Annotated in this window: 14 protein-coding genes and 1 tRNA gene; 5 read left to right on the plus strand and 10 right to left on the minus strand. The window is 69.9% G+C overall.

Going from position 1 to position 24,374, the window contains the following annotated elements; genetic code table 11:
* The first annotated feature begins 58 nt into the window (after positions 1-58).
* Both AC5RWG_RS04850 and AC5RWG_RS04855 read left to right on the plus strand, forming a co-directional pair.
* A complete protein-coding gene (locus tag AC5RWG_RS04850; protein WP_494166508.1) occupies positions 59-2,119 on the plus strand; it encodes a TPM domain-containing protein in 2,061 nt (686 codons plus the stop codon).
* A gap of 74 nt (positions 2,120-2,193) precedes the next feature.
* A complete protein-coding gene (locus AC5RWG_RS04855) occupies positions 2,194-2,961 on the plus strand; it encodes a PspA/IM30 family protein (protein WP_494000247.1) in 768 nt (255 codons plus the stop codon).
* Positions 2,962-3,075: 114 nt separating this feature from the next.
* Here AC5RWG_RS04855 and AC5RWG_RS04860 read toward each other — a convergent pair whose 3' ends face one another.
* The 4 genes from AC5RWG_RS04860 to AC5RWG_RS04875 form a co-directional block, all read right to left on the minus strand.
* On the minus strand, positions 3,076-4,233 hold the full coding sequence (locus AC5RWG_RS04860) for a hypothetical protein (protein WP_494166509.1): 1,158 nt from the start codon (positions 4,231-4,233) through the stop codon (positions 3,076-3,078).
* A 287-nt stretch (positions 4,234-4,520) separates the two neighbouring features.
* A tRNA-Met gene (locus AC5RWG_RS04865) sits at positions 4,521-4,597 on the minus strand.
* Between the two features lie 45 nt (positions 4,598-4,642).
* A complete protein-coding gene (locus AC5RWG_RS04870; protein WP_494000249.1) occupies positions 4,643-7,567 on the minus strand; it encodes a UPF0182 family membrane protein in 2,925 nt (974 codons plus the stop codon).
* A gap of 271 nt (positions 7,568-7,838) precedes the next feature.
* On the minus strand, positions 7,839-8,972 hold the full coding sequence (locus AC5RWG_RS04875) for a YlbL family protein (RefSeq protein WP_494022659.1): 1,134 nt from the start codon (positions 8,970-8,972) through the stop codon (positions 7,839-7,841).
* Between the two features lie 273 nt (positions 8,973-9,245).
* Between AC5RWG_RS04875 and AC5RWG_RS04880 the strand changes: the two genes are divergently transcribed.
* A complete protein-coding gene (locus tag AC5RWG_RS04880) occupies positions 9,246-10,730 on the plus strand; it encodes a zinc-dependent metalloprotease (RefSeq protein ID WP_494075536.1) in 1,485 nt (494 codons plus the stop codon).
* On the opposite strand, the gene AC5RWG_RS04885 is transcribed toward AC5RWG_RS04880, so the two are convergent.
* The gene (locus AC5RWG_RS04885) at positions 10,727-11,389 is read right to left on the minus strand and encodes a M48 family metallopeptidase (protein WP_494012541.1); all 663 of its coding nucleotides are present in this window, start codon (positions 11,387-11,389) and stop codon (positions 10,727-10,729) included. The genes AC5RWG_RS04880 and AC5RWG_RS04885 overlap by 4 nt on opposite strands.
* Before the next feature lie 153 nt (positions 11,390-11,542).
* Between AC5RWG_RS04885 and AC5RWG_RS04890 the strand changes: the two genes are divergently transcribed.
* The gene (locus tag AC5RWG_RS04890) at positions 11,543-12,619 is read left to right on the plus strand and encodes a TOMM precursor leader peptide-binding protein (protein WP_494139361.1); all 1,077 of its coding nucleotides are present in this window, start codon (positions 11,543-11,545) and stop codon (positions 12,617-12,619) included.
* A gap of 28 nt (positions 12,620-12,647) precedes the next feature.
* Here AC5RWG_RS04890 and AC5RWG_RS04895 read toward each other — a convergent pair whose 3' ends face one another.
* Positions 12,648-14,780: an ATP-dependent DNA helicase UvrD2 gene (locus AC5RWG_RS04895; protein WP_494139360.1), complete on the minus strand. Its 2,133-nt coding sequence runs from the start codon at positions 14,778-14,780 to the stop codon at positions 12,648-12,650.
* The gene (gene nudC / locus AC5RWG_RS04900; protein ID WP_494012544.1) at positions 14,777-15,724 is read right to left on the minus strand and encodes an NAD(+) diphosphatase; all 948 of its coding nucleotides are present in this window, start codon (positions 15,722-15,724) and stop codon (positions 14,777-14,779) included. The genes AC5RWG_RS04895 and nudC overlap by 4 nt, the downstream gene beginning before the upstream one ends.
* 164 nt (positions 15,725-15,888) lie before the next feature.
* Here nudC and AC5RWG_RS04905 point away from each other — a divergent pair, with 164 nt between their 5' ends.
* A complete protein-coding gene (locus AC5RWG_RS04905) occupies positions 15,889-17,298 on the plus strand; it encodes a macrolide 2'-phosphotransferase (RefSeq protein WP_494166510.1) in 1,410 nt (469 codons plus the stop codon).
* Between the two features lie 70 nt (positions 17,299-17,368).
* On the opposite strand, the gene AC5RWG_RS04910 is transcribed toward AC5RWG_RS04905, so the two are convergent.
* Genes AC5RWG_RS04910 through AC5RWG_RS04920 form a run of 3 tightly spaced genes read right to left on the minus strand, consistent with a single transcriptional unit; the run spans position 17,369 to position 24,344 of the window.
* The gene (locus tag AC5RWG_RS04910) at positions 17,369-20,722 is read right to left on the minus strand and encodes an ATP-dependent helicase (RefSeq protein WP_494139359.1); all 3,354 of its coding nucleotides are present in this window, start codon (positions 20,720-20,722) and stop codon (positions 17,369-17,371) included.
* On the minus strand, positions 20,719-23,973 hold the full coding sequence (locus AC5RWG_RS04915) for an ATP-dependent helicase (protein ID WP_494110056.1): 3,255 nt from the start codon (positions 23,971-23,973) through the stop codon (positions 20,719-20,721). The genes AC5RWG_RS04910 and AC5RWG_RS04915 overlap by 4 nt, the downstream gene beginning before the upstream one ends.
* Positions 23,970-24,344 carry an MGMT family protein gene (locus AC5RWG_RS04920; RefSeq protein ID WP_494110057.1) on the minus strand — a complete coding sequence of 125 codons (375 nt, stop codon included), beginning with the start codon at positions 24,342-24,344 and terminating at the stop codon, positions 23,970-23,972. The genes AC5RWG_RS04915 and AC5RWG_RS04920 overlap by 4 nt, the downstream gene beginning before the upstream one ends.
* Between the last annotated feature and the right edge of the window lie 30 nt (positions 24,345-24,374).

Consider the following 24,374-nt stretch of genomic DNA (forward strand, 5'->3'; position numbering starts at 1 on the left):
CAGGACCACGCCGATGAGCCGGGGCGCCACGGCCCCAGCTGCTGCTGAAGGGACCTTTATGCGCTCACCGTTCAGGCGTCTGGCGGCCGTAGCCGGCCTGACGGCAGTCTTTCTCGCGCCCGCAGCGCTGGCGCACGCGGTGCCGCCGGTCGACATTCCGCCGGGCGAGTTCGTAGTGGACCAGGCCGGTGTGCTCGGTGCCCGGACGGCCGAGGTCGAGGACGCGGTACGCGAGCTGCAGCAGTCCGAAGGCCTGAACGTCTACATCGTCTTCGTGGATGAATTCACCGAACCGGCCGACCGCAAGCAGTGGGTGCTGGAGATGGCCGAGCTCAACTCGCTGGGCTCCGTCGACAGCTTGCTGGCCGTTGCGGTCGACGGCCGCGAATACCTGTTCCAGTCGGCCGAGGGCAACCCCGTCGTCTCCCAGGACCAGAACATCGCGCAATCGATCCGGCCTGCCCTCGGCGAAGCGGACTGGGCAGGGGCCGCGCTGACCGCCGTGGCGGCGGTCGAGGACGCCGCCACCGGCGGTGACGGTTCCGTCGGATCCGGTGGCGGCTCGCTGGGCCCGGTGCTGCTCATTGGCGGCGTCGTGGTGGTGGGCGGCGGCGCGGCACTGCTGTATGCCCGATCCAAGCGGAACAAGAACCAGCGCCCGCAGCCTCAGCTGCAGACCGGCCCCGACGGGCGGCCGCTGGATCCGCATGACGCCATGTCCGTGGAGGACCTTCGCAAGAAGGCCGGCAGCCTGCTGGTGGCCGCCGACGACGCGATCAAATCGAGCGAGCAGGAACTGGGCTTCGCCATGGCCCAGTACGGGGACGAAGCCGTGCAGCCGTTCCGCCAGGACATCACCGCGGCCAAGTCCCACATGATGGAGTCTTTCAAACTGCAGCAGCAGCTCGATGACCATATTCCGGACACCGAAGAAGAGCAGCGCGCCTGGCTGGGCGACATCATCCGCCGCTGTGAGGCAGTCAACGATTCCCTCCAGGCACACAAAGAGGACTTCGACGCGCTGCGGGAGCTGGAAAAAACCGCACCGCAGGCGCTTGAGCAGGCTCGGGCCGCCGCCCGGGAAACCCGCGGCAGGCTGGACGACGGCACGGCCCGGCTGGAACAGCTTCGCGCCCGCTTCGCCGACAGCGCGCTGCAACAGGTCGCCGACAACATCGGCCAGGCCGGGGAACGACTGGATTTCGTCGAGAACGCGGCCGACACCGCGCAGGACAAGCTCGACGAAGGAGACCGCAGCGCCGCCGTGATCGCCGTGCGCGCGGCCGAGGAGAGCCTGCACCAGGCCAACATCCTGTTGGAGGCCATCGCCAGGACGGCCAAGGACCTCGAGGACGCCCGGCAGAGCATGGAACGCAGCATCGCCGACGCGACCCAGGACATCGCCCAAGCCAGGGCCATCATCGCCTCCGGGCAGCACCCCGAGCTTGCCGGCCCCTTGGCCGGGCTGGAGGCGGCCGTGTCCGCCGTCCGGCAGGAGGTCGCCGGGGGACGCATCGATCCGATCATGATGGTGCAGCGGCTGGAGGCAGCCATGGAGCCCTTGGATGCCTCGCTCTCCGGGATCCGGGACGCCCAGGACCGCAACCGGCGTGCCCGCGAGGCCCTGCAGCACGCCATCATGTCCGCGCAGGCCCAGATCTCCGGCACCTCGGATTACATCCAGGCGCGGCGCGGCGGCGTTCGCAGCGAGGCACGCACCCGGCTGGCGGAGGCGGAACGAAATCTCGACCATGCGCTGGCCATCGCCGACTCGGATCCGGAGCAGGCGCTCCACTACGCCCGCCAAGCCAATGCCCTGGCGCAGCAGGCCAGCCAGATGGCCCAGGAGGATGTGGACGGTTTCGGCGGCGGCATGGGCGGCTTCGGCGGCGGCGGAATGTTCGGCGGTCGGGGCGGCGGCCTGGGCGGGGCAATCCTCGGCGGCATCCTCATCGATTCCATCCTGCACGGCGGACACGGCTCGCACGGCGGCGGCGGGATCTTCGGTGGCGGCGGCGGCGGTGACGTTTTCGGCGGCGGCGGCTTCGGCGGTTTCGGCGGTGGCGGCGGCGGCTTCGGTGGCTTCGGCGACGGCGGCGGAGCCGGCGGCGGTTTCTAGACCAGACAGACCGGGCAGCCATCCTGGCTGCTTGGAAGGCAAAGTTCGAGTAATCCCGATCGAAAGGCATCACCGTGGTAAAGCACTCAATTTTCGGCCGCATGGCACAGTTGGCCAAGGCAAACATTAACGCGCTGCTCGACCAGGCGGAGGATCCGCAGAAGATGCTGGACCAGATGGTCCGCGACTACACGAACAACATTGCCGAAGCCGAAAGCGCCGTCGCGCAGACCATCGGCAACCTGCGCATGCTGCAGGACGACTACAACGAAGACCTCGAGAACGCCCGCAGCTGGGGTGCCAAGGCCTTGGCCGCCAGCCGAAAGGCCGATGAGTACCGCACCTCGGGCCACGCCGCCGACGCCGAGAAGTTCGACAACCTCGCGAAGGTGGCAATCCAGCGCCAGATCTCCTCGGAGAACGAAGCAAAGGGCGCCGAGCCCACGATCTCCTCGCAGACCGAAATCGTGGAAAAGCTCAAGCAGGGACTCAACCAGATGAAGTCCAAGCTCAATGAGCTGCAGAACAAGCGTGACGAGCTGATCGCGCGCGCCAAGACCGCGCAGGCCCAGTCGCAGGTCCACGACGCCATCAAGAGCATCGACATTCTCGACCCGACCAGCGAAGTCGGCCGCTTTGAGGAGAAGATCCGCCGCGAGGAAGCAAAGGTACGCGGCCAGGCCGAGCTGGCCGCTTCCAGCCTGGATGCCCAGTTCGAGAGCCTGGAAGACCTCGGCGAGCAGACGGAGGTTGAGGCGCGGTTGGCAGCCCTGAAGTCCGGGACCGGCCCGGCCCCGTCGTCGCTGGAGGCCGGCAAGGAAGCTACCTCAGAGAGCTACTGAGCACCAGCCCTCCGGCCGCCCTGGCATGAATGGCTCCGTGCCGCACCTTCCGGTGTGGCCCGGAGCCTTTCCTGTCGGCCCGGGTCCTTCCTTTCCGGGGGCGGTGCGATCGCGTTAACGGCGCGGCTTCACGGCCCGGAGAAGGCTGCGGCCGGTGAAACGGCCGGGTCCGGAGGCGCGGATCCGCGCGCGGCGCAGGGCCTTGGGGTTGTAGTGCCGGGGACGGTGCTCGACTGCGTCCGGCACGCCGGCGCCCCGCCCCCGCGGCGCCGAAGCCACTCCCCCGTCCTGCTCTGGCGACGGACGACGGCGGGAGCCCGCCCGGGACGCCGCCGGAGCCGGCTGTGCGGCGGGCGCCGCGGCCGGCGCAGGGGTGGCGGGCGCCGCGGCCGGAGCAGGGGTGGCGGGCGCCGCGGCCGGAGCAGGGGTGGCGGCCCGGTCGTGCCCGGACTCAGGTTCCGGGGGCCCGGGACGCCGCCTGCGCAGCAGTAGCCAGCCGATCAATGCAAGGTAGGCAGTTGGAACCAACCAGGCGGGGACGGCGTACAGCACATCGGTAAGCAACCCGTGGGCCCCGTGCGCGGCATCGATCAGCCGGTCCTCGACCTGGTGTCCCGCGGCATTCCGGACAGCAAAGAAGGCGTAGTAGGCGGTGCCCAGCCCGGCGAGCAGCAGCAGGTAGCCCTGGGCTCTTTCCAGCACCGGCCAGGCTTCGGGCCATCGCCGGCCGGCGGCGGCCCCGACCGAGGACGCTGCGGCGCACAGCAGGCCGAAACCGGCGAGCAGGCCCAGGACGTAGGCGGCCATGCCGGCGACAGGGGCTTCCGCGCCGCCCTGCTCCCCGGCCGCGGCCAGCAATTCCGGCAGCTGTGGCGCGAGCGAGGCCAGCCCGAGCACCGCACCAGCAACAGCCATCGCGCCGAGCCGGACGAACGCTCCGCCTCCCGCCGCCGCTGCCTGCAACAGCCGGACCCGCCCGCCGGCCACCAGGAAGGACGCGAGCAGGACCAACAACATCCCGGTCCCGGCCGAAATGTAGGCCAGGGCCCCGGCATGGGTCGCCGGATTACCTGCCGCCAGGAGCGCCAACGAGAACGACGTCGTGTAGCCGCCGGTCAAGACAAGAGCCGTCACGGCGGACCGGCGCACGGCGTCAGCGGCCGTGCTGTGCCAGCTGCTGCCGGCGGCCATCAGGAGCCACGCCGGCAACAGGAGCAGGCTGCAGGGGTTGAACAGGGCTGCCGCTCCGGCGGCCAGGGCGTAGCTGCTCACTGATTCCAGCATGAAACAACAACGATCTTTCCGAGGGAAAATCGGGGACGGGTGAAACCATACTACCGGTCGGGGTTGTGGCCTCGGGCACTAACCCGCCTGGCTCGCGGCCTTGCGGCCCAGGCACGCCGGTCCGGCTTGCGGCACCCCGGGCACAGCCGGTCCGGCTCGCGGCCCCCGGGCACGCCGGTCCGGCTTGCGGCCCCCCGGGCACAGCCGGTCCGGCTTGCGGCATCGGGGCATGCAAAAGCCCCGCCCGATATGACATCGGACGGGGCCCTTGCTCTTGGTTGCGGGGAGAGGATTTGAACCTCTGACCTCTGGGTTATGAGCCCAGCGAGCTACCGAACTGCTCCACCCCGCGGCGCAGTGAATACATTACCGGCCGCGGGGTAACGAAGCAAATCGGTCAGTTGCCCTCGGTCGCCTCCGGAGAAGGCTGCTCCGTTGCCCCGTCCGCTCCGCCTTCGGGGGCGGCGCCGGAGATCGCTGCCTCGGCGTCGATGGCGTCCTGCAGCGCCGCCTGGAGCCGCTCCTGGGCTTCGCCGTAGGCGGCGAAGTCGCCCTCCGCCAGCGCGGCCTGTCCCTCCTGGATCGCGGTGCGCGCGGCCTGCAGGGCCGCCTGCAGGTCCTCCTCGGCACTGGTCTCCGGTGCGTCCGGCGTCGCCGGTGTCTCCCCGACGTTTTCTTCGTCGCCGGTGGTGGCGCCCGAATCGCCTTGGAACACCTGGTCCAATGCTTCGGACAGCGTCGGGGCGAAGCCGACTTCCTCACCGAAGCTCACCAGCACGCGGCGCAGGATCGGGTAGGAGGAAGCGCCCGAGGACTGGACGTAGACCGGCTGCACGTACAGCATGCCCCCGCCGACCGGCAGGCTGAGCAGGTTGCCGTTCTTCACCTCGGAAGCGCCCTGGCGCAGCAGGTTCAGCGCCTGCGACACTTCGGTGTCCGAGTTGAACAGGTTCTGTGCCTGGCCCGGACCGGGCACGGTGATGTCGCGCGGCAGTTCGAGCAACCGCAGCGTGCCGTAGTCCTCGGACTTCACGCCGTCTTCGCCGGTGCCGGCGTCCGCGTTGGCGGAAAGGAACCCGTACAGCACGTTGCGTGCCTGCTCGCCGGGAACGGCGAACGGAATGAACGGGGTGGTGAGCGAGAAGGACGCCGCGTCCTGGTTGGGCATCTGCAGCGACAGGTAGTACGGCGGCTGCTTGACGGTCGATCCCTCGCCCAGCGTCGGATCCGTGGGAACACTCCAGGCGTCGGAGTTCTCGTAGAAGCGGTTGACGTTGGTCACGTGGTACCTGGTGAGCAACTCCCGCTGCACCTTGAACAGGTCCTCCGGGTAGCGCACGTGCGCCATCAGGTCGGCCGACATCTCGCTGTACGGCTTGATCGTCGTCGGGAACACGTTCGTCCAGGCCTTGAGCAGCGGATCCTGGTCGTCCCAGGCGTAGAGGTCCACGGACCCGTCGTAAGCGTCCACGGTTGCCTTGACGGCGTTGCGGATGTAGTTGACCTCCTCCGCCGGCAGTGCCACCGTGGCGCCCCCGGTGGTCCCGGAGTCAATGGTGGCCGACTCCAGTTGCTGCGGAGTCGAGTACGGGAAGTGCTCGCTGGTGGTGTAGGCGTCCACGATCCACTTCACGCGGCCGTCAACGATGGCGGGGTAGGCATTGCCGTCCACCGTCAAGTACGGAGCGACTTTTTCGATACGCTGGCGCGGATCGCGGTCGTAGAGGATCTGCGATTCGGAATTGACCGCGTCCGACAGCATCAGGTCCGTCGACTGGAATTTCAGCGCATAGACCAACCGGTTGAACCAGTTGCCGATGTTGGGACCGCCGTCGCCGTCGAACGTGTTCCGGGTATCGGTTTCGGCATTGGCACTCTGCGGCCGGTCGATCTCGATCGGGGTGCTGCCCTCGGGCGCACCGACGATCGAATAGTCCGGAGACGCTTCGCCGAAGTAGATCCTGGGCTCGTAGGTCGAGTCGTCGCCCAACACGCCCTGCGACGGGATCCCGGAGAGCATGAACGACGGTTTGCCGTCCGGCTCCACGCGGGAGCCGGCAGCCGCGACGACGCCGTAGCCGTGGGTGTAGAGCAGGTGCTCGTTGACCCAGCCGGCCGGCACGCCCGCGGTGTTCAGTTCGCGGACGGCGATGACGGTGTCCTGCACCTCGCCGTCGACCGTGTAGCGGTCCACGTTGAGGGTCTCGTCGAACTGGTAGTACTGGCGGAACTGTTCCAGCTGCGCGAACGCGTCCGACACCAGGTTCGGATCCAGCAGGCGGATATTGGCCGTGGTTTCGGCGTCCTCGCGCAGCGCGCCGGCTTCTGCCTCCACGACGGCTTCATAGTTCATGGTCTGGACGTCGTCCAGCCCGTAGGCCAGGCGGGTCAGGGCGATGTTGCGTTCGATGTACGGGGCCTCGACGTCCTGCTCATTCGGGATCACCTGGAAGCGCTGGACGATCCACGGGTAGACCCCGCCGGCGAGGATGGCGGTGACGACAAGCATGGCCGTGCCGACGATCGGCAGCCGCCAGCGGCCGATGAAGGCCGAGACGATGAAGAGGATGGCCACCAGCACGGCGGCGACGGCGAGGATGGCCTTGGTGGGAATCACGGCGTTGACGTCGGTGTACAGCGCACCGGTCCAGTTTCCGGCGTTGGACTGCACGGTGGCGTACCGGTCCAGCCAGTAGTTGACACCCTGCAGGATGAGGAACAGCGCGGCAAAGATTCCCACATGGATCTTCGCCGCGGTGGAGGCGAAGAACCCCTTGTCCTCCAGCCTGATCCCGCCGTAGAGGTAGTGGGTCAGCAGCCCGGCGATGCCGGCAATCAGCACCACGCTGATCAGGAAGCCGTTAATAAAACCGAGGAACGGCAGGGTGTTCATGTAGAAGCTGAAGTCAAGGCCGAACTGGGGATCGGTCTGGCCGAACGGCTGCTGGTTGAAGAACAGCAGGACGGTCTGCCACGCCGAGGCGGCGGCGGTGCCGGCGAAACCGGCGAGCACTACCGGGATGCCGATCATCAGCAGGCGCCGCACCGGCTCCAGCTGCTGCTGGTAACGGTTAAGGTTGTCCTGCAGCGAGCTGTCCGGCGCGTACACCGGGCGTGAACGGTATGCCAGCCGGAGGCTGAAGTAGACGGCAAGGCCCATGATCAGGAAGGCAATGAGGAAGATGGCGATCTTGGTGCCGGTTTCCTTAAGCATGACTTCCAGGTAGCCCAGCTGGTTGTACCAGAGGATGTCTGCGTAGATCTGGGAGAAGAAGACGAAGCCCACCACCAGGACGGCCACCACGATCAGGGTGGGCACCAATGCGGAACGTTTCTTGCCAGGACTGTTAAGCGGTGTTGGCCGGTCGCCGTAAGACCGGTCTTGTCCGAACGTCACTCGTTACCTCGTTGTCTGCATGCGTGGCATCACGGCGAAACCGCCGCTGCGGGGAGACTCCCCCTAGATGCCACGAACGGCGGTCTCGGAGGGTTCCGTTCCCATTCTGCCTTGTCAACACCGGCCCCGGCGAACCGCGGCGCGGGAACGGTCCGGCACCGTTGCCGGAATGTGACCGCGCCGCCGCTGAAACGAATCAGCTGCAGCCGGGCAGGGCGGCAGCGTCGCCGCCGCCGCCGATCGCGGTGACGGCCTTGACGGCGTCGTCCAGCGTCGCCACCGACACGACCTGAAGGCCCTCCGGAACGTGTCCGGCGACCTGCGCGCAGTTAGCCTCCGGCGCCAGGAAGACGGTGGCGCCGGCCTCCCGCGCGCCCAGCATTTTCTGCCGGATGCCGCCGATCGGCCCGACGGTGCCTTCGGCGTCAATCGTGCCGGTCCCCGCGAAGTGCTTGCCGCCGGTCATCTCGCCTGGCGTCAGGATGTCGATGATCCCCAGCGCGAACATCATGCCCGCGCTGGGGCCGCCCACGTTGTCCAGTTGGATCTTCACTTCGAACGGAAAGTCGAAGTCGGTGCCCAGCAGGACGCCCAACTGGTAGTCGCCGTCGCCGTTGGCCCGCGGTGCCACATCCACGGTTTCCTCGCGGCCGTCGCGCGCGATGCCCAGTTCGACCGGGGCGCCGGCACTGGCATTGAGCTCCTCACGCAGCACCTCGATGCCGGTGACCGGCCGGCCGTTGATGGTCCGGATCGCGTCCTGCAGCTCCAAGACTCCTGCCGCCGCCGCGTCCGGGGTGAAATCGGCCACCGAGAGGGTCTGCGAGTACTCCACGTCCAACTGGGTCAGGGCCGCCGCGATCGAGGACTCCTGCGACGAGGCCATCAGCGCCGCATTCTGCTGCTGGATGTCGTCCTGCGTGACGTCCGGGGGGTAGACCAGGTCGGCGGGTGCGACGCTGCGCTGGGGATGGAGCCAGGCGGCCAGGACCTGCAGCATGTTGACGTTCGAGTTGGGCCCGCCCTCCACGTACACCGTCGTCAGGTCCAGGGCGCCGGAAGTCTCGTAGGTGGGCCGGTCCGGAACCTCGATCAGCGGGGTGCCGGAAACCTCACCGATGGTGTTGATGGCAGGACCGGGCGTCTCGATGACGTAGCCCGCCGGCAGGGCCAGCCCTGCGGCACCGGCCACCACAGCGACGACGGCGGCGGCCGCCAGGACCGGTTGCCTGCGGTTTCGGGTCGGCGGCGCAGCCGGCTGCGGGCCGGGAACGTTGCCGGACCAGCCGTCCGTGCCGTGCTCCGTGCCGTTGTTGGTGGACTGTGTCACCTGGTGGTTCCCTCCCGCAGCTGTCCGGGCCGTGCACCCAACGCGCTGCCGCCCGGGGCGCTCGCGGCGCCTGCTCTAGCGTACGCCGTCGGCCCGGCATCGGTGGTGCTGCGCCTGCTCGGCCTTGAGCGAACTGCCGGTGCCCGGCGCGACAAGGAATCCCGGCTGCCGGTAACGTGGAACTCACGCAACACCCCGGGCACAGCCCCCGCCGCCTCCCCGGCAGCCGCTGCGGCCCGTGCCCGCTCCAACCCTCGAGGACCGGTGGTAGTGATGACCCCCAAGCAGCCCGACGACGACCCGCAGGATCCGCTGGCGGAGATGTTCGCCAAGCTCTTCGGTGGCCAGGCCGGGGCAATGGATCCCGCGGAAATAGCCAAGGCGGCAGGACTTCCCTCCGACCCCACTGCCTTGGCGCAGATGTTCCAGCAGGTCCAGGCGATGATGAGTGCCCCCGCCGAAGGTCCGGTCAACTGGAAACTGGCCCATGAAAGCGCCCGCAAGGTGGCCGCCTCGGACAGCGACCCGTCCGTCTCTACGGCACAGGGCCGCGCCGTCGACGAAGCGCTCCGGCTGGCCGAGATGTGGCTCGATCCGGTGACGAGCATGCCCGGCACCGGGCTCATCGGCAGGGCCTGGTCCCGCGCCGAGTGGGTTGAGGCAACCCTGCCGACTTGGAAGCGGTTGACGGAGCCGGTCGCCAACAGCATCGCCTTCGCGCTGACCAGCGCGCTGACCGAGCAGGTGCCGGAGGAGATGAAGCAGATGCTCGGCGGGGCACACTCCATGCTGCAGAACCTCGGCGGCGCGATGTTCGGCATGCAGCTGGGCCAGGCCGTGGGCGCCCTGGCCAAGGACGTGGTCAGTTCCAGCGACATCGGTGTCCCGCTGGTGGAAGGCAAGATGGCCCTGCTGCCGGCCAACGTCAAGTCGTTCGGCGAGGGCCTGGACATCCCGGGGCAGGACGTGCTGCTCTTCCTGGCGATCCGGGAAGCTGCGCACACCCGCCTGTTCACGCATGTCCCGTGGCTCTCCGGCTATTTGCTGGGCGCTATCGAAAGCTATGCGCGGGGCATCCATATCGACATGGGGCGGATCGAGGAAGTGGCCCGCGACCTCGATCCCACAAACCCCGAATCCATGCAGCAGGCACTCTCGCAGGGCGTGTTCATGCCGAAGCGCACGCCGGAACAGGAAGCCGCCCTGGCCAAGCTCGAAACTGCGCTCGCGCTGGTCGAGGGCTGGGTGGACGAGCTCACCGCCGGCGCAGCGGCCAACCTGCCCTCGGCACCGGCGCTGCGCGAAACGGTCCGACGGCGGCGGGCCACCGGCGGTCCGTCGGAACACGCCTTCGCGGCTCTGGTCGGACTGGAGCTGCGCCCCCGCCGGCTGCGGGATGCCGCCGCCCTGTGGTCCGCCCTGAAGGAGGAACGCGGGGTCGAAGGACGGGACGCGATCTGGAACCACCCCGACCTGCTGCCGACCGCGGAGGATCTGGACGATCCGGCCGGCTTCAGCGCCCGGCGGAAGCTGCTGGACGCCTCGGAGGCGGAAGTCGACGAGGCGCTGCAGAAACTCTTAAGCGGTGGCTTCGAAGGGCAGCAGCCCGGCGACGGCGATGCCCGGAAGCCGGACGGCACCGCCGACCGTGGAGACTCCGGCAGCGCCGGCGGAGGTCCGGACGGCTCCGCTGGCGGTGAGGATACCGGCACCGCCGACGGAGGCCCGGACGGTTCCGGAAGCGGAGACCGCGGCTAGCAGTCGCTCTCGCCGGCACCGTCCACGTCGTCCCCGTCCTGCAGGCCGCGGCCCATGGCAAAGGCGGCGCCGGAGAGGAAGGCCTTGGCCCGTTCGAGCTCCGGATAGGCCTGCAGCAAGCGCCAGAAGCGTGGGCCGTGGCCGGGCTCAAGCAGGTGTGCCAGCTCGTGCAGGATCACGTAGTCGACGACCCAGGCGGGCATGTCCTTGATCTTGTCCGAGATGCGGATGGTGCCCCGGGCCGGCGTTGCCGACCCCCAGCGGTCGTTCTGGTTGGAAACCCATCGGATGCTGGTCGGGACGGCGTTGCCGGCCAGGTAACGCTGCGACAGCTCCGCCGCGTGGCGGGCCAGGTCAGTGTCGCCCGCGGCGGTCCGTCCCTCCGGCCGGGAGCCGCGCGTCTCGAGCCTGGCCAGCATCCGCTGCACCCACTCCCGTTCCTGCGCCGGCGAAAAGTGGCCGGGAATGGAGATCACGGCGGCCCCGTCCCGCCACGCGGCGGAGACGGTCCGGCGCCGGCGTGCTGACCGTTTGACCACCACGGGGGCCCCTGTGGATGTGGTCAGCGCCACCCGCTCCCCCGTGTCGGCCACCAGCGGGACCGGCCGCGGAGGCGTTGCACTGGCACGGGATTCCTGCGTCTGATCTGCTCGGGACATGCGACGAGGTTACCGGGTCAATCCGACCGTCCGCATCCGCCCAGGCCCGGTGCCCGGTTTTCTGTGGATAACCCTCCGACGCCTGCTGCCGCCGTGCCAGCATGGAGGACCGGGCCGCGCCCGGACCACGGGCAGGCGGCGAGGAGGGTTGCGGTGGCACAGTTGAGAATCAATCCAGGCCTGCGCATGCTGGAGGGCGCCGCGGGCAGCGTCCAGTTCGGCCTGGGCGCCGGCGGACTGGTGGTCGAGGGGACCGGGGAAGCGGACCGGCACTTCCTGTCCCGGCTGTGCCGGGGCATCGAATCGGCCGACCTGGATGACGTGCGGGCAGCCTGTGGCCTGGACAGGGAGCGGGCCGCGTCGCTGTTGGCGGCACTGGCACCGGTCCTGCTGCCGGACTCCGGCGGGGAACGCCTGTCGGGGTTGCGCGCCGATCGGCTCGCGCCGGACGCGCGCCGTTGGTCGGCGGTGTACTCGGCCGACGGTGAAGGACCGCTGGCCGCCCGGGGCCGCTGCATCGTTCAGCTGATCGGGCTGGGACGCACCGGTGCAGCGTTGGGCACCGCCCTGGCTGCGGCCGGCGTCGGCACGCTTCTGCTCGAGGATTCGGCGGTCGCCGCCGCCTCAGATGTCGGTTCCGGCGCCATCCGGCTCGCCGACATCGGCCTGGGCCGCGGGCAGGCCGTGCGGCGGGCGGTGCACCAGGTGGATCCCACGGTAGCCTGCCACCTCTTGCCCGGCTCGACCGCGGAGCAGGGTGCCGCAGGCATCTTTCCGCGCGCGCTCAGCCTGGCCGTCTACGTCGACCGCGACGTGGCCGATCCCCGGGTCGCCGCGGCGCTCATGAGCCGGGGACACCCGCACCTGAGCGTCCTGGTGCGCGAGCAGGACACCCTGATCGGACCGTTGGTGGTCCCCGGCCAGACAAGCTGCCTTGGCTGCGTTGAACTGCACCGCGCCGACGCCGATCCGGGGTGGCCGGACGTCGTTGCCCGGTTGACCAGCCGGCCGGCGGAGCCGCAGGCAGACCGGGGCGCGGCCGACGAAGTGTCGCAGGCGGTGGCCGCGGCCGGCCTGGCGGCGGTGCAGGCCCTGCTGTTCCTGGATGGACGGAACCAGCCCGGCAGCTTCTCCGCCGTGCTCAAACTCGACAGCGGCGACGGCACCGTGTCGCGCCACGCCTACCCGCCGCACCCGGGCTGCGGCTGCGTGCTGGGCGCGGCGGCCTGAGCGCGCTCGCCTCCGGGCCCGCACAGTCTCAGTTCGCGGCCAGGACGCGCAGCACCTCCTCGCCGTAACGCTCCAGTTTGGACGGCCCCACGCCGGCCAGCCTGGACAGCTCCTGCAAGGACTGGGGCCGGGCTTCGGCGATGGCCACGAGGGTGGCATCCGTGAAGATCACAAAGGCGGGCATCGAGGCTTCACTGGCCGTCTCCTTGCGCCACTCGCGCAGCGCCTCGAACGTCGACTCCTCGTAGGTGGGCGGACAGTTGTGGCACCGGCCCACCTTGCGTTCCGCCCCGCTGCCGAGCAGGGTGCCGCAGACGCGGCACGCCGCCGGTGCGGCCTGCTTGCGCCGCGCCAGCCGCTGGCCCGGCGTGCTGCGGACGGAGGAGGAAGAGGCCGGCCGCAGCCCGTCCAGGAACCGGGACGGCTTGCGGTTGGCGCGGCCTCCCGGGGTCCGGGCCAGCGACCAGGACAGCGCCAGGTGCTGGCGGGCACGGGTGATGCCCACGTAGAGCAGCCGGCGTTCCTCATCCACGGCCTCGTCGGTGTCGGCGAAGGAGATCGGCATCAGCCCCTCGCTCAAACCGACCAGGAAGACTGCGTCCCATTCGAGGCCCTTCGCCGAGTGCAGCGAGGCGAGGGTGACACCCTGTACGGTGGGGGCATGCTGGGCGGCGGCGCGTTCGTCGAGCTCTGCCACGAAGTCGGACATGGTGAAAACACCGCCCGCCGCGGAACCGCGGGCCGCGTCCAGCTCGTCGGCCAGTCCCACCAGCGCGGCCAGGGATTCCCAGCGTTCGCGCACCGCGCCGCCGGTCTGCGGAGCTTCCCGCGTGTAGCCCAGGTTCGCCAGCACGTCCCGGACCAGTTGCGGCACGGGTTCGGTTCCGGCGGCCCGGGAGGAGGCCCGCAGCTGGAGGATCGCGTCGCGGACCTCCCGCCGCTGGAAAAACCGCTCCCCGCCGCGCAGCTGATAGCCGATGCCGGCATTGGCCAGCGCCTGTTCGTAGGCTTGGGACTGCCCGTTGGTGCGGAACAGCACGGCGATCTGGGCGGCGCCCACGCCGTCGTCGAGCAGTTTGCGGATGCGGGTGGCCACCTGGGCCGCCTCGGCCTCGTCGTCGGCGCATTCCGTGAACGAGGGCTCGGGCCCGGCCGGACGCTGGGCGATGAGCTCCAGCGGGGTCGGCCAGCTGTCGTTGTCCCGCGCCGGCTGCCGGGTGCGGGCGGCCAGCAGCGAGTTGGCCAGCTGCACCACCTGCGGCGAGGAGCGGTAGTCCCGGACCAGTTTGACGACGTCGGCTCCGGGGAAGCGTTTGGTGAACTCGAGCAGATGCCGGGAGGTCGCTCCCGTGAAGGAGTAGATGGTCTGGCTGGCGTCGCCGACGACACAGAGTTCTTCACGGTCACCCAGCCAGAGGTCCAGGAGCCGCTGCTGGAGCGGCGAGACGTCCTGGTATTCGTCCACCACGAAGTGCCGGTACTGGTCCCGTACGGCGGCCGCCACCTTCGGGTCTTCCTCGAGGATCCCCACGGTGATGAGCAGGACGTCCTCGAAGTCGATGATGTTCCGGTCCGTCTTCACGTCCTCATAGGCCTGGTACAGCCGCGCCACCGTCGTCAGGTCGTAGCCTGCCGGTGCGGCGCGCCCGGCCGCCCGGCGGACATAGCTCTCGGGCGTGAGCATGGACACCTTGGCCCACTCGATCTCGGCCGCCAGGTCGCGGATGGCGGCGCGGTCGGTGGTCAGCCGCAGGCGCCGGGCAGATTCGGCGATGACGCTGGCCTTGTGGTCCAGCAGGCCGGGCAACGGACCGCCGACCGCCTGCGGCCAGAAAAACTGCAGCTGGCGCAGCGCCGCGGCGTGGAACGTTCGCGCCTGCACCCCGCCAACACCGAGGTCGCGCAGCCGCGTCCGCATCTCGGCGGCCGCGCGCGCGGTGAACGTCACCGCCAGCACCCGCTGCGGCGTATACACCCCGGTGTGTACCCCGTAGGCGATCCGATGCGTGATCGCCCGGGTCTTGCCGGTGCCCGCTCCGGCGAGGACGCACAGCGGTCCGGCCAGGTTGGTGGCCACCTGCCGCTGCTCGTCGTCCAGTCCGGCCAGGATCCGGTCTTCGAGGCTGCTGTCCGGGAGGGGCCCGGCTGCCGCTGCGCTCATCGTCCGGCCTGCGGCAGTTCGCCGCCGTACCAGTGCTCGATCAGTGCCCGCGCAATTGAAATGCCGCTGGCCACCTGGACCTCGTCGGCCTTCAGTGCCGCGGCCAGTTCCTCCCGGCTGAACCACCGTGTGTCCAGGATCTCCACGCCGTCGGGCACCGACGCCGCGTCCGTCGCGACCGCCGTGAAACCAATCATCAGCGATGCCGGGAACGGCCACGGCTGGGACCCAAGGTAGCGCGGCGAGTGCACGACGACGCCGGACTCCTCCTCGATTTCCCGCACCACCGCGGCCTCGAGCGACTCCCCCGGCTCGACGAAGCCGGCAAGGGTCGAATACCGGCTGGCCGGCCATGCGCTGTTGCGGCCGAGCAGCAGGCGGTCGTCCTCGTCGATGACCGAAACGATGACGGCGGGATCGGTGCGCGGGAAATGCTGGCTTCCGTCGGCGGGACAGCGGCGAACCCAGCCGCCCTGCTCGATCTCCGTGCGGTGGCCGCAACGCGGGCAGTGGGTGTGGGTCAGGTGCCAGTTGGAAATCGCCGCGGCCTCCACAAACAGCCCGGCGTCCTGCGCAGAGAGCTCCCCCGCCACGTCCCGCAGGCCCAGCCACTCGCCGTCGTACCCGGCAGCTTCTGCGCGGTCCGCCAACACCGAGAGCACAATGTCGGTCCCGACGGGCACATCCGCACCCTCCACGGCCCGGCCGAGGTAGACGGAGAGGTCGGTTGCGGTCCGTTCCCTGCTCGGAAGCAACACGATCCTTCCGCCGCGGACCAGCGTCTTGCCGTCGGCGATCAGCATCACATGCGTGGTGTCGCTGCCCCAGATGCCGTCCACCAGGCCGGGGTGGCTGCGCCGCTCGCACCCGCGGTCCATGGTGGTGCGCGCCAGCATCAGCTGGCCCAGCGGCGGGAACCCTGCAGCGGCGGTGCTAAGACTCATGCTCTCTACCGTACTCACCCCGGCGCCCGGACCGTTATTCGCGCCGCCGGCGCTGTGGACTGCGCACCGGCGGTGCCCCGCCGGTGCGGCCTGCCTCACCCTTCCGGCGACTCGCCGCGGCCGTGGCCGGGTTGCCGGTACCGGTTGCACGTACGGTGGACTACGTGAGAAAGACACCTCTGGAGCTGGCGGCCATAGCCACCGCGGCCGTTCCCGGGTTGACGCCCACGGGCGTTGCCGGGCTGCCGGATGATGCGGCGGATTTCCAGTCCGCGGTACTCACCGATGCGTCCGGCAAGCGGTGGCGCGTGCGTTCTCCGAAGCACGCCGAGGCGAGCATGCGGCTCGAAACGGAACTGCTGGTGCTCCGGGCCTTCTCGCCCGCGATCCGCGCGGAGTTGCCTTTCCAGGTGCCCACGGTCGCCGGGACCGTCCAGCAGTCCGAGCTGCGCACCTTCGTTTACAACCACGTGCCGGGGAGCATGCTGGCGCTGGAAGCTCTGGTCGCCGCCGGCGCCGCCGTCCCGGTATCGATCGGACGGGCGACAGCCGGCATCCACGACCTGCCCCAGCGCATGGTCGACGCCGCGGATCTGCCCAGCTACACGGCCGACCAGTTCCGCCAGCGCAAGCTCAACGAACTCGACCAGGCTGCCACCACCGGCAAGATACCGCCGGCCCTGCTGCGCCGGTGGGAGCACGCCCTGGAGGACGTGGCCCTTTGGAAGTTCAATCCGTGCGTGGTGCACGGCGACCTGCACGAAGACAACCTCCTGGTCCAAGACGGCAGCGTCAGCTCGGTGACCGGTTGGACCGACCTGCGCATTGGCGATCCCGCCGATGACTTCGCGTGGCTGGTGGCCGTGCACGAACAGTCGTTCGCCGACGTCGTGCTGGAGTCCTACCGCAAGTACCGCAAGGACCCGGTCGATCCCCACCTGATGCGCCGGGCAGCGCTGTCCGCCGAATTCGCGCTGGCCCAATGGCTGATCCGCGGACTGGCCGCGGGCGACCAGACCATGGTTGACGAGGCGGTCGACATGCTGAACGAGCTCGAGGCCGACGTGGCCGTACACGGCGGCCAGCCCATCAGTGTCACCGCTCCCCCGCCGCCTGCCGTTCCGCCCACGGTTGCCGCTGTCCCTGCGGCTCCGGCCCGGGAACCGGCCGCCGGTTCCGAGGGCCGGAACCGTGCCGCTGAGCCGGCTGCTGCCGACCGGCCGACAGGGGACGAAGCGGCGGACGGCGAGCAGGACGGCGCCGGCAGGGCGGCTGCGGCGGGTGGGAACGGTTCGGCCGGGCAGGAGCACCGGCACGACGGACCGGCCCGCGTCCAGCTTGCCGGCCGATCCGGGAGTTCCAAGGTCACGCTGCTCCCGGTTGAGGGGCCTGACGTCGATCCAGCTCCTCCGGCACCGCCCGCGGCGGAACAGGACGCCGCGGAGCCTGCGCCGCCGGAGAACGGCGGCGCCGACGGCGCAGCGGCCGCCGGCAAGGAGGCCCGGCCGGATAAGGAAGCCGAGCCTGCGTCCGCGGACACCACGGCACTTCCGATCATCAACCAGCGGCGCTGACACTGCTGCGCGGCGCCGCTGACCGCTGACCGCTGCTGTGCGGGGCGCTGACCGCTGCCGCGCGGCGGCCCTACGCGTAGGCCCGCAGCACCGCCGCCTCCAGCTCCGCCTCGCCGGCCAGGCCGTGCGGGCGCACCAGTTTGTCCTGCCCGACGTAGTAAAAGGCGGCCTTGACGCGGTCCAATTCGATGCCGTGCAGGCGTGCCCACGCCAGCCGATAGACGGCCAGCTGCACCGACTTCACCGACAATTGCCGGCCCGTCGGCGCGGTTCCGGTCTTCCAGTCGATCAGGTCCCAGCTGCCGTCGGCGTCGCGGAACACGGCGTCGATGCGCCCGCGCACCACGACGCCGCCGACGCGGGTCTCGACGGGCACTTCGATGGCTGCCGGGACCCGGTTGGCCCATTCGGATGCCTTGAAGTTCTCGACCAGTCCGGCCAGCTCATAGGCCTCGTCGACGAAGGCGTCGGCCGCGTCCGGGTAGGCCTCGAGATCTAACATCCCCGTGGTGCCGAAGTATTCCTCGATCCAGCTGTGGAAGGCGGTACCCTTTCTGGCGGCCATGCCGGGCTTCCGGGGCACCGGGCGCCGCAGGCGCCGCGTGACTTCTTCCGGGTCGTCGGCCAGGTCCACCAGCAGCGACGCGGAGATGTGCGCCGGCAGCTCCACCTCGCCGGCGGTCGGTGCGGCATTGTGGCGTTCCAACAGCAGCCTGGCCTCATGGGCCCAGGTCGAGTCCGCGGCCGGCTGCCGGTGCTGTGCCAGCGACTCCAGCACGGCCTGCGCGGCCTGTTCCATGGCCGCCCGGCGGCCCGGACGCTGCCGCTGCGGGACACCGCTGCGGTAGACCCGCGGCCCTTCCAACGGGTCGAAGGGCCACATGGCTGTTTCCACTTCGGCCCGAAACGGATTCTCCGGCCCGAGTTCCTCGTCCCCTACCCATTGCCGCACTTGCACTGCCGTGGGTTCGTCCTGTGACATTGCGTGCAGTTCGGCCAGGAAGGCCGACACGGCCGTGGGCTTGACCTTGCTGCCGGTCCAGCCGGCGGAGCTGCAGACCAGCAGGTGCTTGGCCCGGGTGTAGGCGACGTAGGCCAGCCGGCGCTCTTCGTCTTCACCGTGTGCCTGGACTTCCGACTTGTAGTCCGCTTCCGCGTTCAGCCAGGACAACTGGTCCGGCTGGTCGGTATCCCACTGGGGAAGGTCGGACCGGTCTCCGCGCAGCGGCCAGGGCAGGGCGGCGTGGCCGCTGCTCCACCGGTTGTCCGAGGAGGAGGGGAAGGCGCCGTCGTTGAGTCCGGGGACGAAGACTGCGTCCCATTCGAGCCCCTTGGAAGCGTGCACGGTCAGCAGCTGCACGGCATCGTGCCGCACGTCCACCTGCGCCATGTCCAGGCCTCCCTCTTCGGCGGCAGCCGCTTCCAGCCACGCCAAAAAGGCCAGCAGGTCCACGCGCTGCGATGTCTGCATGAACGCTGCCGCCGCGTCGTGGAAAGCATCAAGGTTGCGCCGCGCCTGGTGGATGCTCTGCCCGGGTTTGGAGGCAACCTCGATGTCCAGCAGCATGGTGCGTTCCACCTCGCCCAGCAACAGCGTCAGGTCGTCGCCGACGAAGCTGCGCAGGTAGCGGACCTCTTCCGCGAGGCGCCCCAGACGCTCCAGCGCGACGGGTGTCAGCGACCGCCCGTGGCGCGAGGTCCAGCCCGGCTTGGGCAGCCGGTCCAGCGCCTCGACCAGGGACGCGGCCTCGGCCAGGTCCTGTTCGACGACGGCCTCCCCCGCGGCCTCGTCCCGGTCCAGCTCGGCGGCCTCGCCTGCCGTTGCCGCGCGGCGCCGGCTCTCCAGGAACCGGGACCAATCGGCCAGGGCCATCAGGTCCGCCGGTCCGATCCGCCAGCGTGCCCCCGCCAGCAGCCGCATCAGCGCGTCGGACCGTCCCGGATCAGCCAGGACGCGCAGGGTCGCCACGAGGTCCACGATCTCCGGCTGTGCCAGCAGCCCGGCCAGCCCGATGATTTCGTAGGGAATGCCCCGCTCTTCGAGTACCTTGGCGATGCCCGGGATCTGTGCCCGCCGCCGGCACAGCACGGCGGTGCTGACGGGTTCGGCACGGCCGGTTTCAGGCTCCCGGGCGAAAACCGTCTTCCGTGCCCGTTCGATCGCGTCGGCGAGGGCGAGGGTCTCCTCCGCCTCGGTCGCGTAGCGCCCCAGTGCCACCGTTCCTTCCGTGGCTCCCGGCCGTGGGCGCAGCGGCGGAACGCTGATCCGGCCGGGGCGCGGACGGTTCGGGTCTTCCCGGTTCAGCGGTGCCGAGATCCGGTTGGCCATCCGCAGGATGTTGATGCTGTTGCGCCAGGCCACCGTGAGGAAACCGGCGGGAGCCGGGGCCCGCCGGCCGTCGTCGCCCACCAGGGGAAAGTGCTCCCGGAAAGCGAAGAGCTGGCCGGCGGAGGCACCGCGGAAGCCGTAGATGGACTGGTTCGGGTCGCCCACTGCGGTGACGGCATGCCCGTCGCCGAACAGTTCGGAGAACAGCACCATTTGGGCGTGGGAGGTGTCCTGGAATTCGTCCAGCAACACGACTTTGTAGCGGCTGCGTTCCAGCTGGCGGGCCTGCGGCACTTCACGGGCGATGCGGGCCGCGAGGGAGACCAGGTCACCGAAATCCAGCACCCCCCGTTCCCGCTTTGCCCGGTTGTAGCCGGCCGCCAGGTTGGCCACGGTGATCCGGGTCCGCAGCCGGTCCAGCAATTTCTTCACCTCCGCCTTGGCCTGCTTGGTGCTGCCGTCGATGTAGGGAAGGGCGGCGATCCGCTCCACCTCCTCCGCGAGGTAGCCGGCAGCCTGGTCCGGGGTGACCAGATGCTCCGAGCATTCCCCGGCGAACTGCATCACGGCGTTGACCAGGGTCGATTTGCCGGCCACCAGGTGCTCGATGGGGCCGTCGTACGCCTCCACGCAGTGGCTGGCCAGCTGCCAGGACTGCGCGGTGCCCAGCAGCACCACGTCGCGTTCAATTCCCAGGCGCAGCCCGTAGTCGCTGACCAAACCATTGGCGTACGAGTGGTACGTCGAGACCTTCGGTTCCACCAGTCCGGCAGCATCGTCGACCTCCTGCGGCAGCAGGCCCTTGCGGTCCAGCTTGGCCAGCTGCGCGCGGATCCGGGCTGCCAGCTCGCCTGCGGCCTTGCGGGTGAAAGTGACGCCGAGGATTTCATCCGGGCGGACAAAGCCATTGGCCACGAGCCAGACAACGCGGTCGGCCATTGTCGCCGTCTTGCCGGAACCCGCGCCGGCGATGACCAGCATCGGCTGCAGCGGGGAGCTGATGATGGCCGACTGTTCGGCTGTCGGCAGGTGCTGGCCCAGCAGTCCGGCAAGCTCTTCCGGGCTGTAGGTTGTGGTGACCGTTCCTATGCTCATTCGGTGACCTGCCTTCCTTCTGCGCACAGGGGACAAATTTCCGGTGCACGGCAGCCGTGACCGCCGTTGCCGGACCGCTGCGGATCGTGCCGGGCCTCGAATTCGGAAGCGGCCATGAGCGCCGCGGCCTCGTGGATCATCGCTGTGGCCCAGTCTTCGCCATCGGCCAGGCTCTCCTGCTGCTGGACTTTGACCGATTTCAGGTCCTGTCCCAGTTGGACCAGGGAAGCGCCGCCCGGGGCTGACGCATGTTCGGGGAATCCTCCGGCCTGGACCGCCGCCTGGTAGCTGCCCAGCTGCGGGTGCCGCTCCAGTTCTGCCTTGGTCGGGGCAGCGCGTCCCGTTTTCAGGTCCACGATGTGGAGCCGCCCGTCGGCGTCCAGTTCCAACCGGTCCACCTGTCCACGCAGCCTGGCCACGCGTTCCGGACCCGGCAGGTCAACCGAGAAGTCCTGTTCCACGCCGACCAGGCTCCGGCCCTCCGCACGCATCTGGATCACATACTGGGCCAGTCTCCGGACCATTCCTTCGGCACGGTTGAAGTCAAGCCGTCCCTCCCAGTTCTCCTTCATCCCCAACTGCGGCCAGCGTCGGACCAGTTCGGCCACGTATTCCGTTCCCGTGCCCGCGGGGATGTCTTGCGCAATTCCGTGGACCAGGGTGCCCAGGCTGCGGGCGAAGTCGGTGGCCGCTTCGCCCCCTGCCGCTTGGATGAACCAGTCGAGCGGGGATTTCTGGACGGCTTCCACCTTTGAGGGGGAAACCGGGACGGGTTCCCCCTCCGGAACGACCGGTGCCGTGCTGCTCAGCGGCAGCAGTCCCCACCAGTCGCGCGGGTGAGCGCCGGGCACCGGCACCGGGCTGGCCGCCAGCAGGGCGAGCACGGCGGCCGCATCCGCCGCCTCTCCCGGACGGGTCGAGGCTTGCTGGGCGGCCTGCCGGAGTTCCGCTGCCAAGGCACGCACGGTTCGCGGGCGGAGGACTTCGGTCGCCGGACGGGGGGTTTCCGGATCCAGCCATGGCTCAACCAGATCGAGGAACTGGGACGGCTGGGCGTCTTCGGACTGCACCGCCGTGCAGATCAGCCGGCGTTCGGCGCGCGAAATGGCCGTGGAGAAACTGCGCAATTCGTCGTACCGGATTTCCCGCAGCCGGGTCACCGCGTCGATCCGCCGGGCCTCCTCGACGCCGCGCTCCAAAACCTCCACGAACTCCGTGCTGCCCAGCAGTTCGCCACGCAGCCTGGTGTTCGGCCACACCCCCTCCTGGACGCCCGCCACGATGACCAGCGGCCAGCCCCGGCCCGCCGCCGAGGCGGGCGTGAGCAGTTCCACGGCTTCCCGCACCTGGGCGCGCGGCGCGAGGTTGTCCATCGGCAGTTCCTGGTTCAACAGGTATTCCAGGAACTGCCGCGGGCTCGAGCCGGGGAGTTGGTCCACATACCGCTCGGCGGTCTGGAACAGCGCCATCATGGCGTCGAGGTCCCGGTCGGCCCGCACGCCGACCGGGCCGCCTTGCAGTGCCTGTGCCGCCCAGCGATCGGAGAGCCCGGTGGCGGACCACAGTGCCCACAGCACCGTCTCGGCGTTGGCCCCCGGCTCGGCCGCCGCGTCCCGACCGGCCTTGAGCATCCGCGCGATCCTCCTGGCGGATCCGCCTTCCCTTCCGAGCGTGCCGAGGAACACGGGGTCGCCGATCGCTTCCACGAGCAGGGAATCGCTGGACCGGCCCCCGCCGCCGAGCAGCTCTTCGCGCCTTAGTGCCTGGCGCAGGCGGCGCAGGTCGATCGCCGTCGCGCCGCCGATCCTGGAGGTCAGGAGGGCGACGGCAGCGTCGGGGGTGAGTAGTTCCGGCTCCAGGGCCACGGCCAACGCGTCCAGCAGCGGCCGGACCGCGGCCTCGTCGCGCACCGCGCTTTCGGCAACCGGGACCTTGACCGCGATGTCCTGGCCGGTGAGGTAGCGGGCGAGGGCCGAGAGCTGGCCGCCGGTGCGGACGATCACGGCCATCTCGCTGAGCCGGTAGCCCTCGAACAGCCTGGCTTCCAGGATCCGCTGCGCCACATAGCGGTGCTCGTGGACCGGCGACGCGACCACGTGCGAACTGGCGGCGGGCGCGTCGTTCCGGTCCGCGCCGCCGTGGGCGGTTCCGCTCCCGGTTTCTGCTTCCGCACCGGGATGGACGAGGTCGCGGGCGCGGTGCGCCCCGGCGACCTGCGAGATCCGGGCGGCAGCTGACTGCCAGGCGGTTGCGACTCCGGGAGCCATCCGGTGCGAACTGGTGAGGACCAGCGTGTGCAGCGGCCTGTCCGGTGTGCCAACCAGCCCGGGCAACTTGCCGAGGACATCCGGACGGGCGCCGCGGAACCCTTGGACGACGGTGTCCGGCGAGGCCGCGAAGACGGCATCCTGTCCCTCCGCAAGCAAGGCCAGGAGCTCGAAGACCGCGGGGTTGGCTTCCTGGAGGTCGTCCGCCAGGATCAGCCGGAGGCGGCTGCGCTCCCGCTCCAGCAGGCCGGGATGCTCCAGCAGCAGCTGGCGTGCCGAAGTGATGATTCCGGCCGGGTCGAAGGCCTCGGGCATCCGGAGGTCGATCACGTCACGGTACTCGCGATACAGCCGGGCCGCCGCCATCCAGTCCGCCCGGCCATACTCTGCGCCCAACTGTTCCAGTTGCCCTGCGGTGCTGCCGTACTCGGTCAGCCGGTCGAAGAGCTGGCGGACCTCCTGCCGGAAGCCGCGGGTCGCCAGAGCCTGCTGCAGGTCTTCCGGCCAGCCGGCCCCCGGGCCGTAGCCGGCACGATGGCCGGCCAGCAGTTCGGCGATGATCTGGTCCTGCTCGGGTCCGGACAGCAGCCGGGGCGCGCGCTCCACCAGCGGCAGCAGTCCTTCCACCCGTGCCCGTCGGATCAGGTCGAAGGCATAGGCCGACCAGGTCCTGGTCGGGGTGGTGCCCAGGCTGCGGTTGAGGCGCCCGGTCAGCGCGTCGCGCAGGCGCGCGGCCGCCAGCCGGTTCGGGGCCAGGAACAGCAGGTTCGCCGGGTCAAGTCCGGTTTCCTCCACGCGGTGCACCGCGAGTTCCACCAGAGCGGTCGATTTTCCCGTACCCGGGCCGCCGAGGACCAGCACCGGACCGCAGCCGGCGGGCAGGTCGATGACCTGCGCCTGGTCCGGACTCGGAAGCGGGGCACCGGCGGATCCGGTTTCGGGCCGGACCAGTTGCAGCCCGGCCGACGGCTTGGTCTCGATCATGGCCCCATCCCATCAGCCGGTTCGGACACTTTGCGCCGGAGCTCCTCGATCGCTGCGTATGCTTCAGGCCCGGGCACCCAACGGGCTTCCGCCATGCGCACCCTGGCCGGCCACGCCGCCGGCTCCGTCAGGGGCGTGCCTTCCCGGCGGTAGTGCGCCACAGCCTGTTCCATCAGCTCACCGGGCAGGGAACCGTTGGCACGAATAACGCGCCACCACGGAACCGCCGCGCCGTGCAGGGACAGGATCCTGCCGACCAGCCGGGCGCCTCCGGCGTCGAGCAGCTCGGCGACATCGCCATAGGAGAGCACCCGGCCCCGCGGAATGATCGCGGCAAGGTCGAGGACCGCCTCTACTATCGCCTCGCGCATTACACCAGTGTAATTTAGCGGCCCCGCGAG

Source organism: Arthrobacter sp. Y3221160 (genome assembly GCF_059092585.1).

Bases quoted from the DNA above. Each gene is read 5' to 3' on its own strand.
- AC5RWG_RS04850 (WP_494166508.1), top strand. From the start codon at position 59: ATGCGCTCACCGTTCAGGCGTCTGGCGGCCGTAGCCGGCCTGACGGCA.
- AC5RWG_RS04880 (WP_494075536.1), top strand. From the start codon at position 9,246: ATGACCCCCAAGCAGCCCGACGACGACCCGCAGGATCCGCTGGCGGAG.
- AC5RWG_RS04885 (WP_494012541.1), bottom strand. From the start codon at position 11,389: ATGTCCCGAGCAGATCAGACGCAGGAATCCCGTGCCAGTGCAACGCCT.
- AC5RWG_RS04895 (WP_494139360.1), bottom strand. From the start codon at position 14,780: ATGAGCGCAGCGGCAGCCGGGCCCCTCCCGGACAGCAGCCTCGAAGAC.
- nudC (WP_494012544.1), bottom strand. From the start codon at position 15,724: ATGAGTCTTAGCACCGCCGCTGCAGGGTTCCCGCCGCTGGGCCAGCTG.
- AC5RWG_RS04910 (WP_494139359.1), bottom strand. From the start codon at position 20,722: ATGAGCATAGGAACGGTCACCACAACCTACAGCCCGGAAGAGCTTGCC.
- AC5RWG_RS04915 (WP_494110056.1), bottom strand. From the start codon at position 23,973: ATGATCGAGACCAAGCCGTCGGCCGGGCTGCAACTGGTCCGGCCCGAA.
- AC5RWG_RS04920 (WP_494110057.1), bottom strand. From the start codon at position 24,344: ATGCGCGAGGCGATAGTAGAGGCGGTCCTCGACCTTGCCGCGATCATT.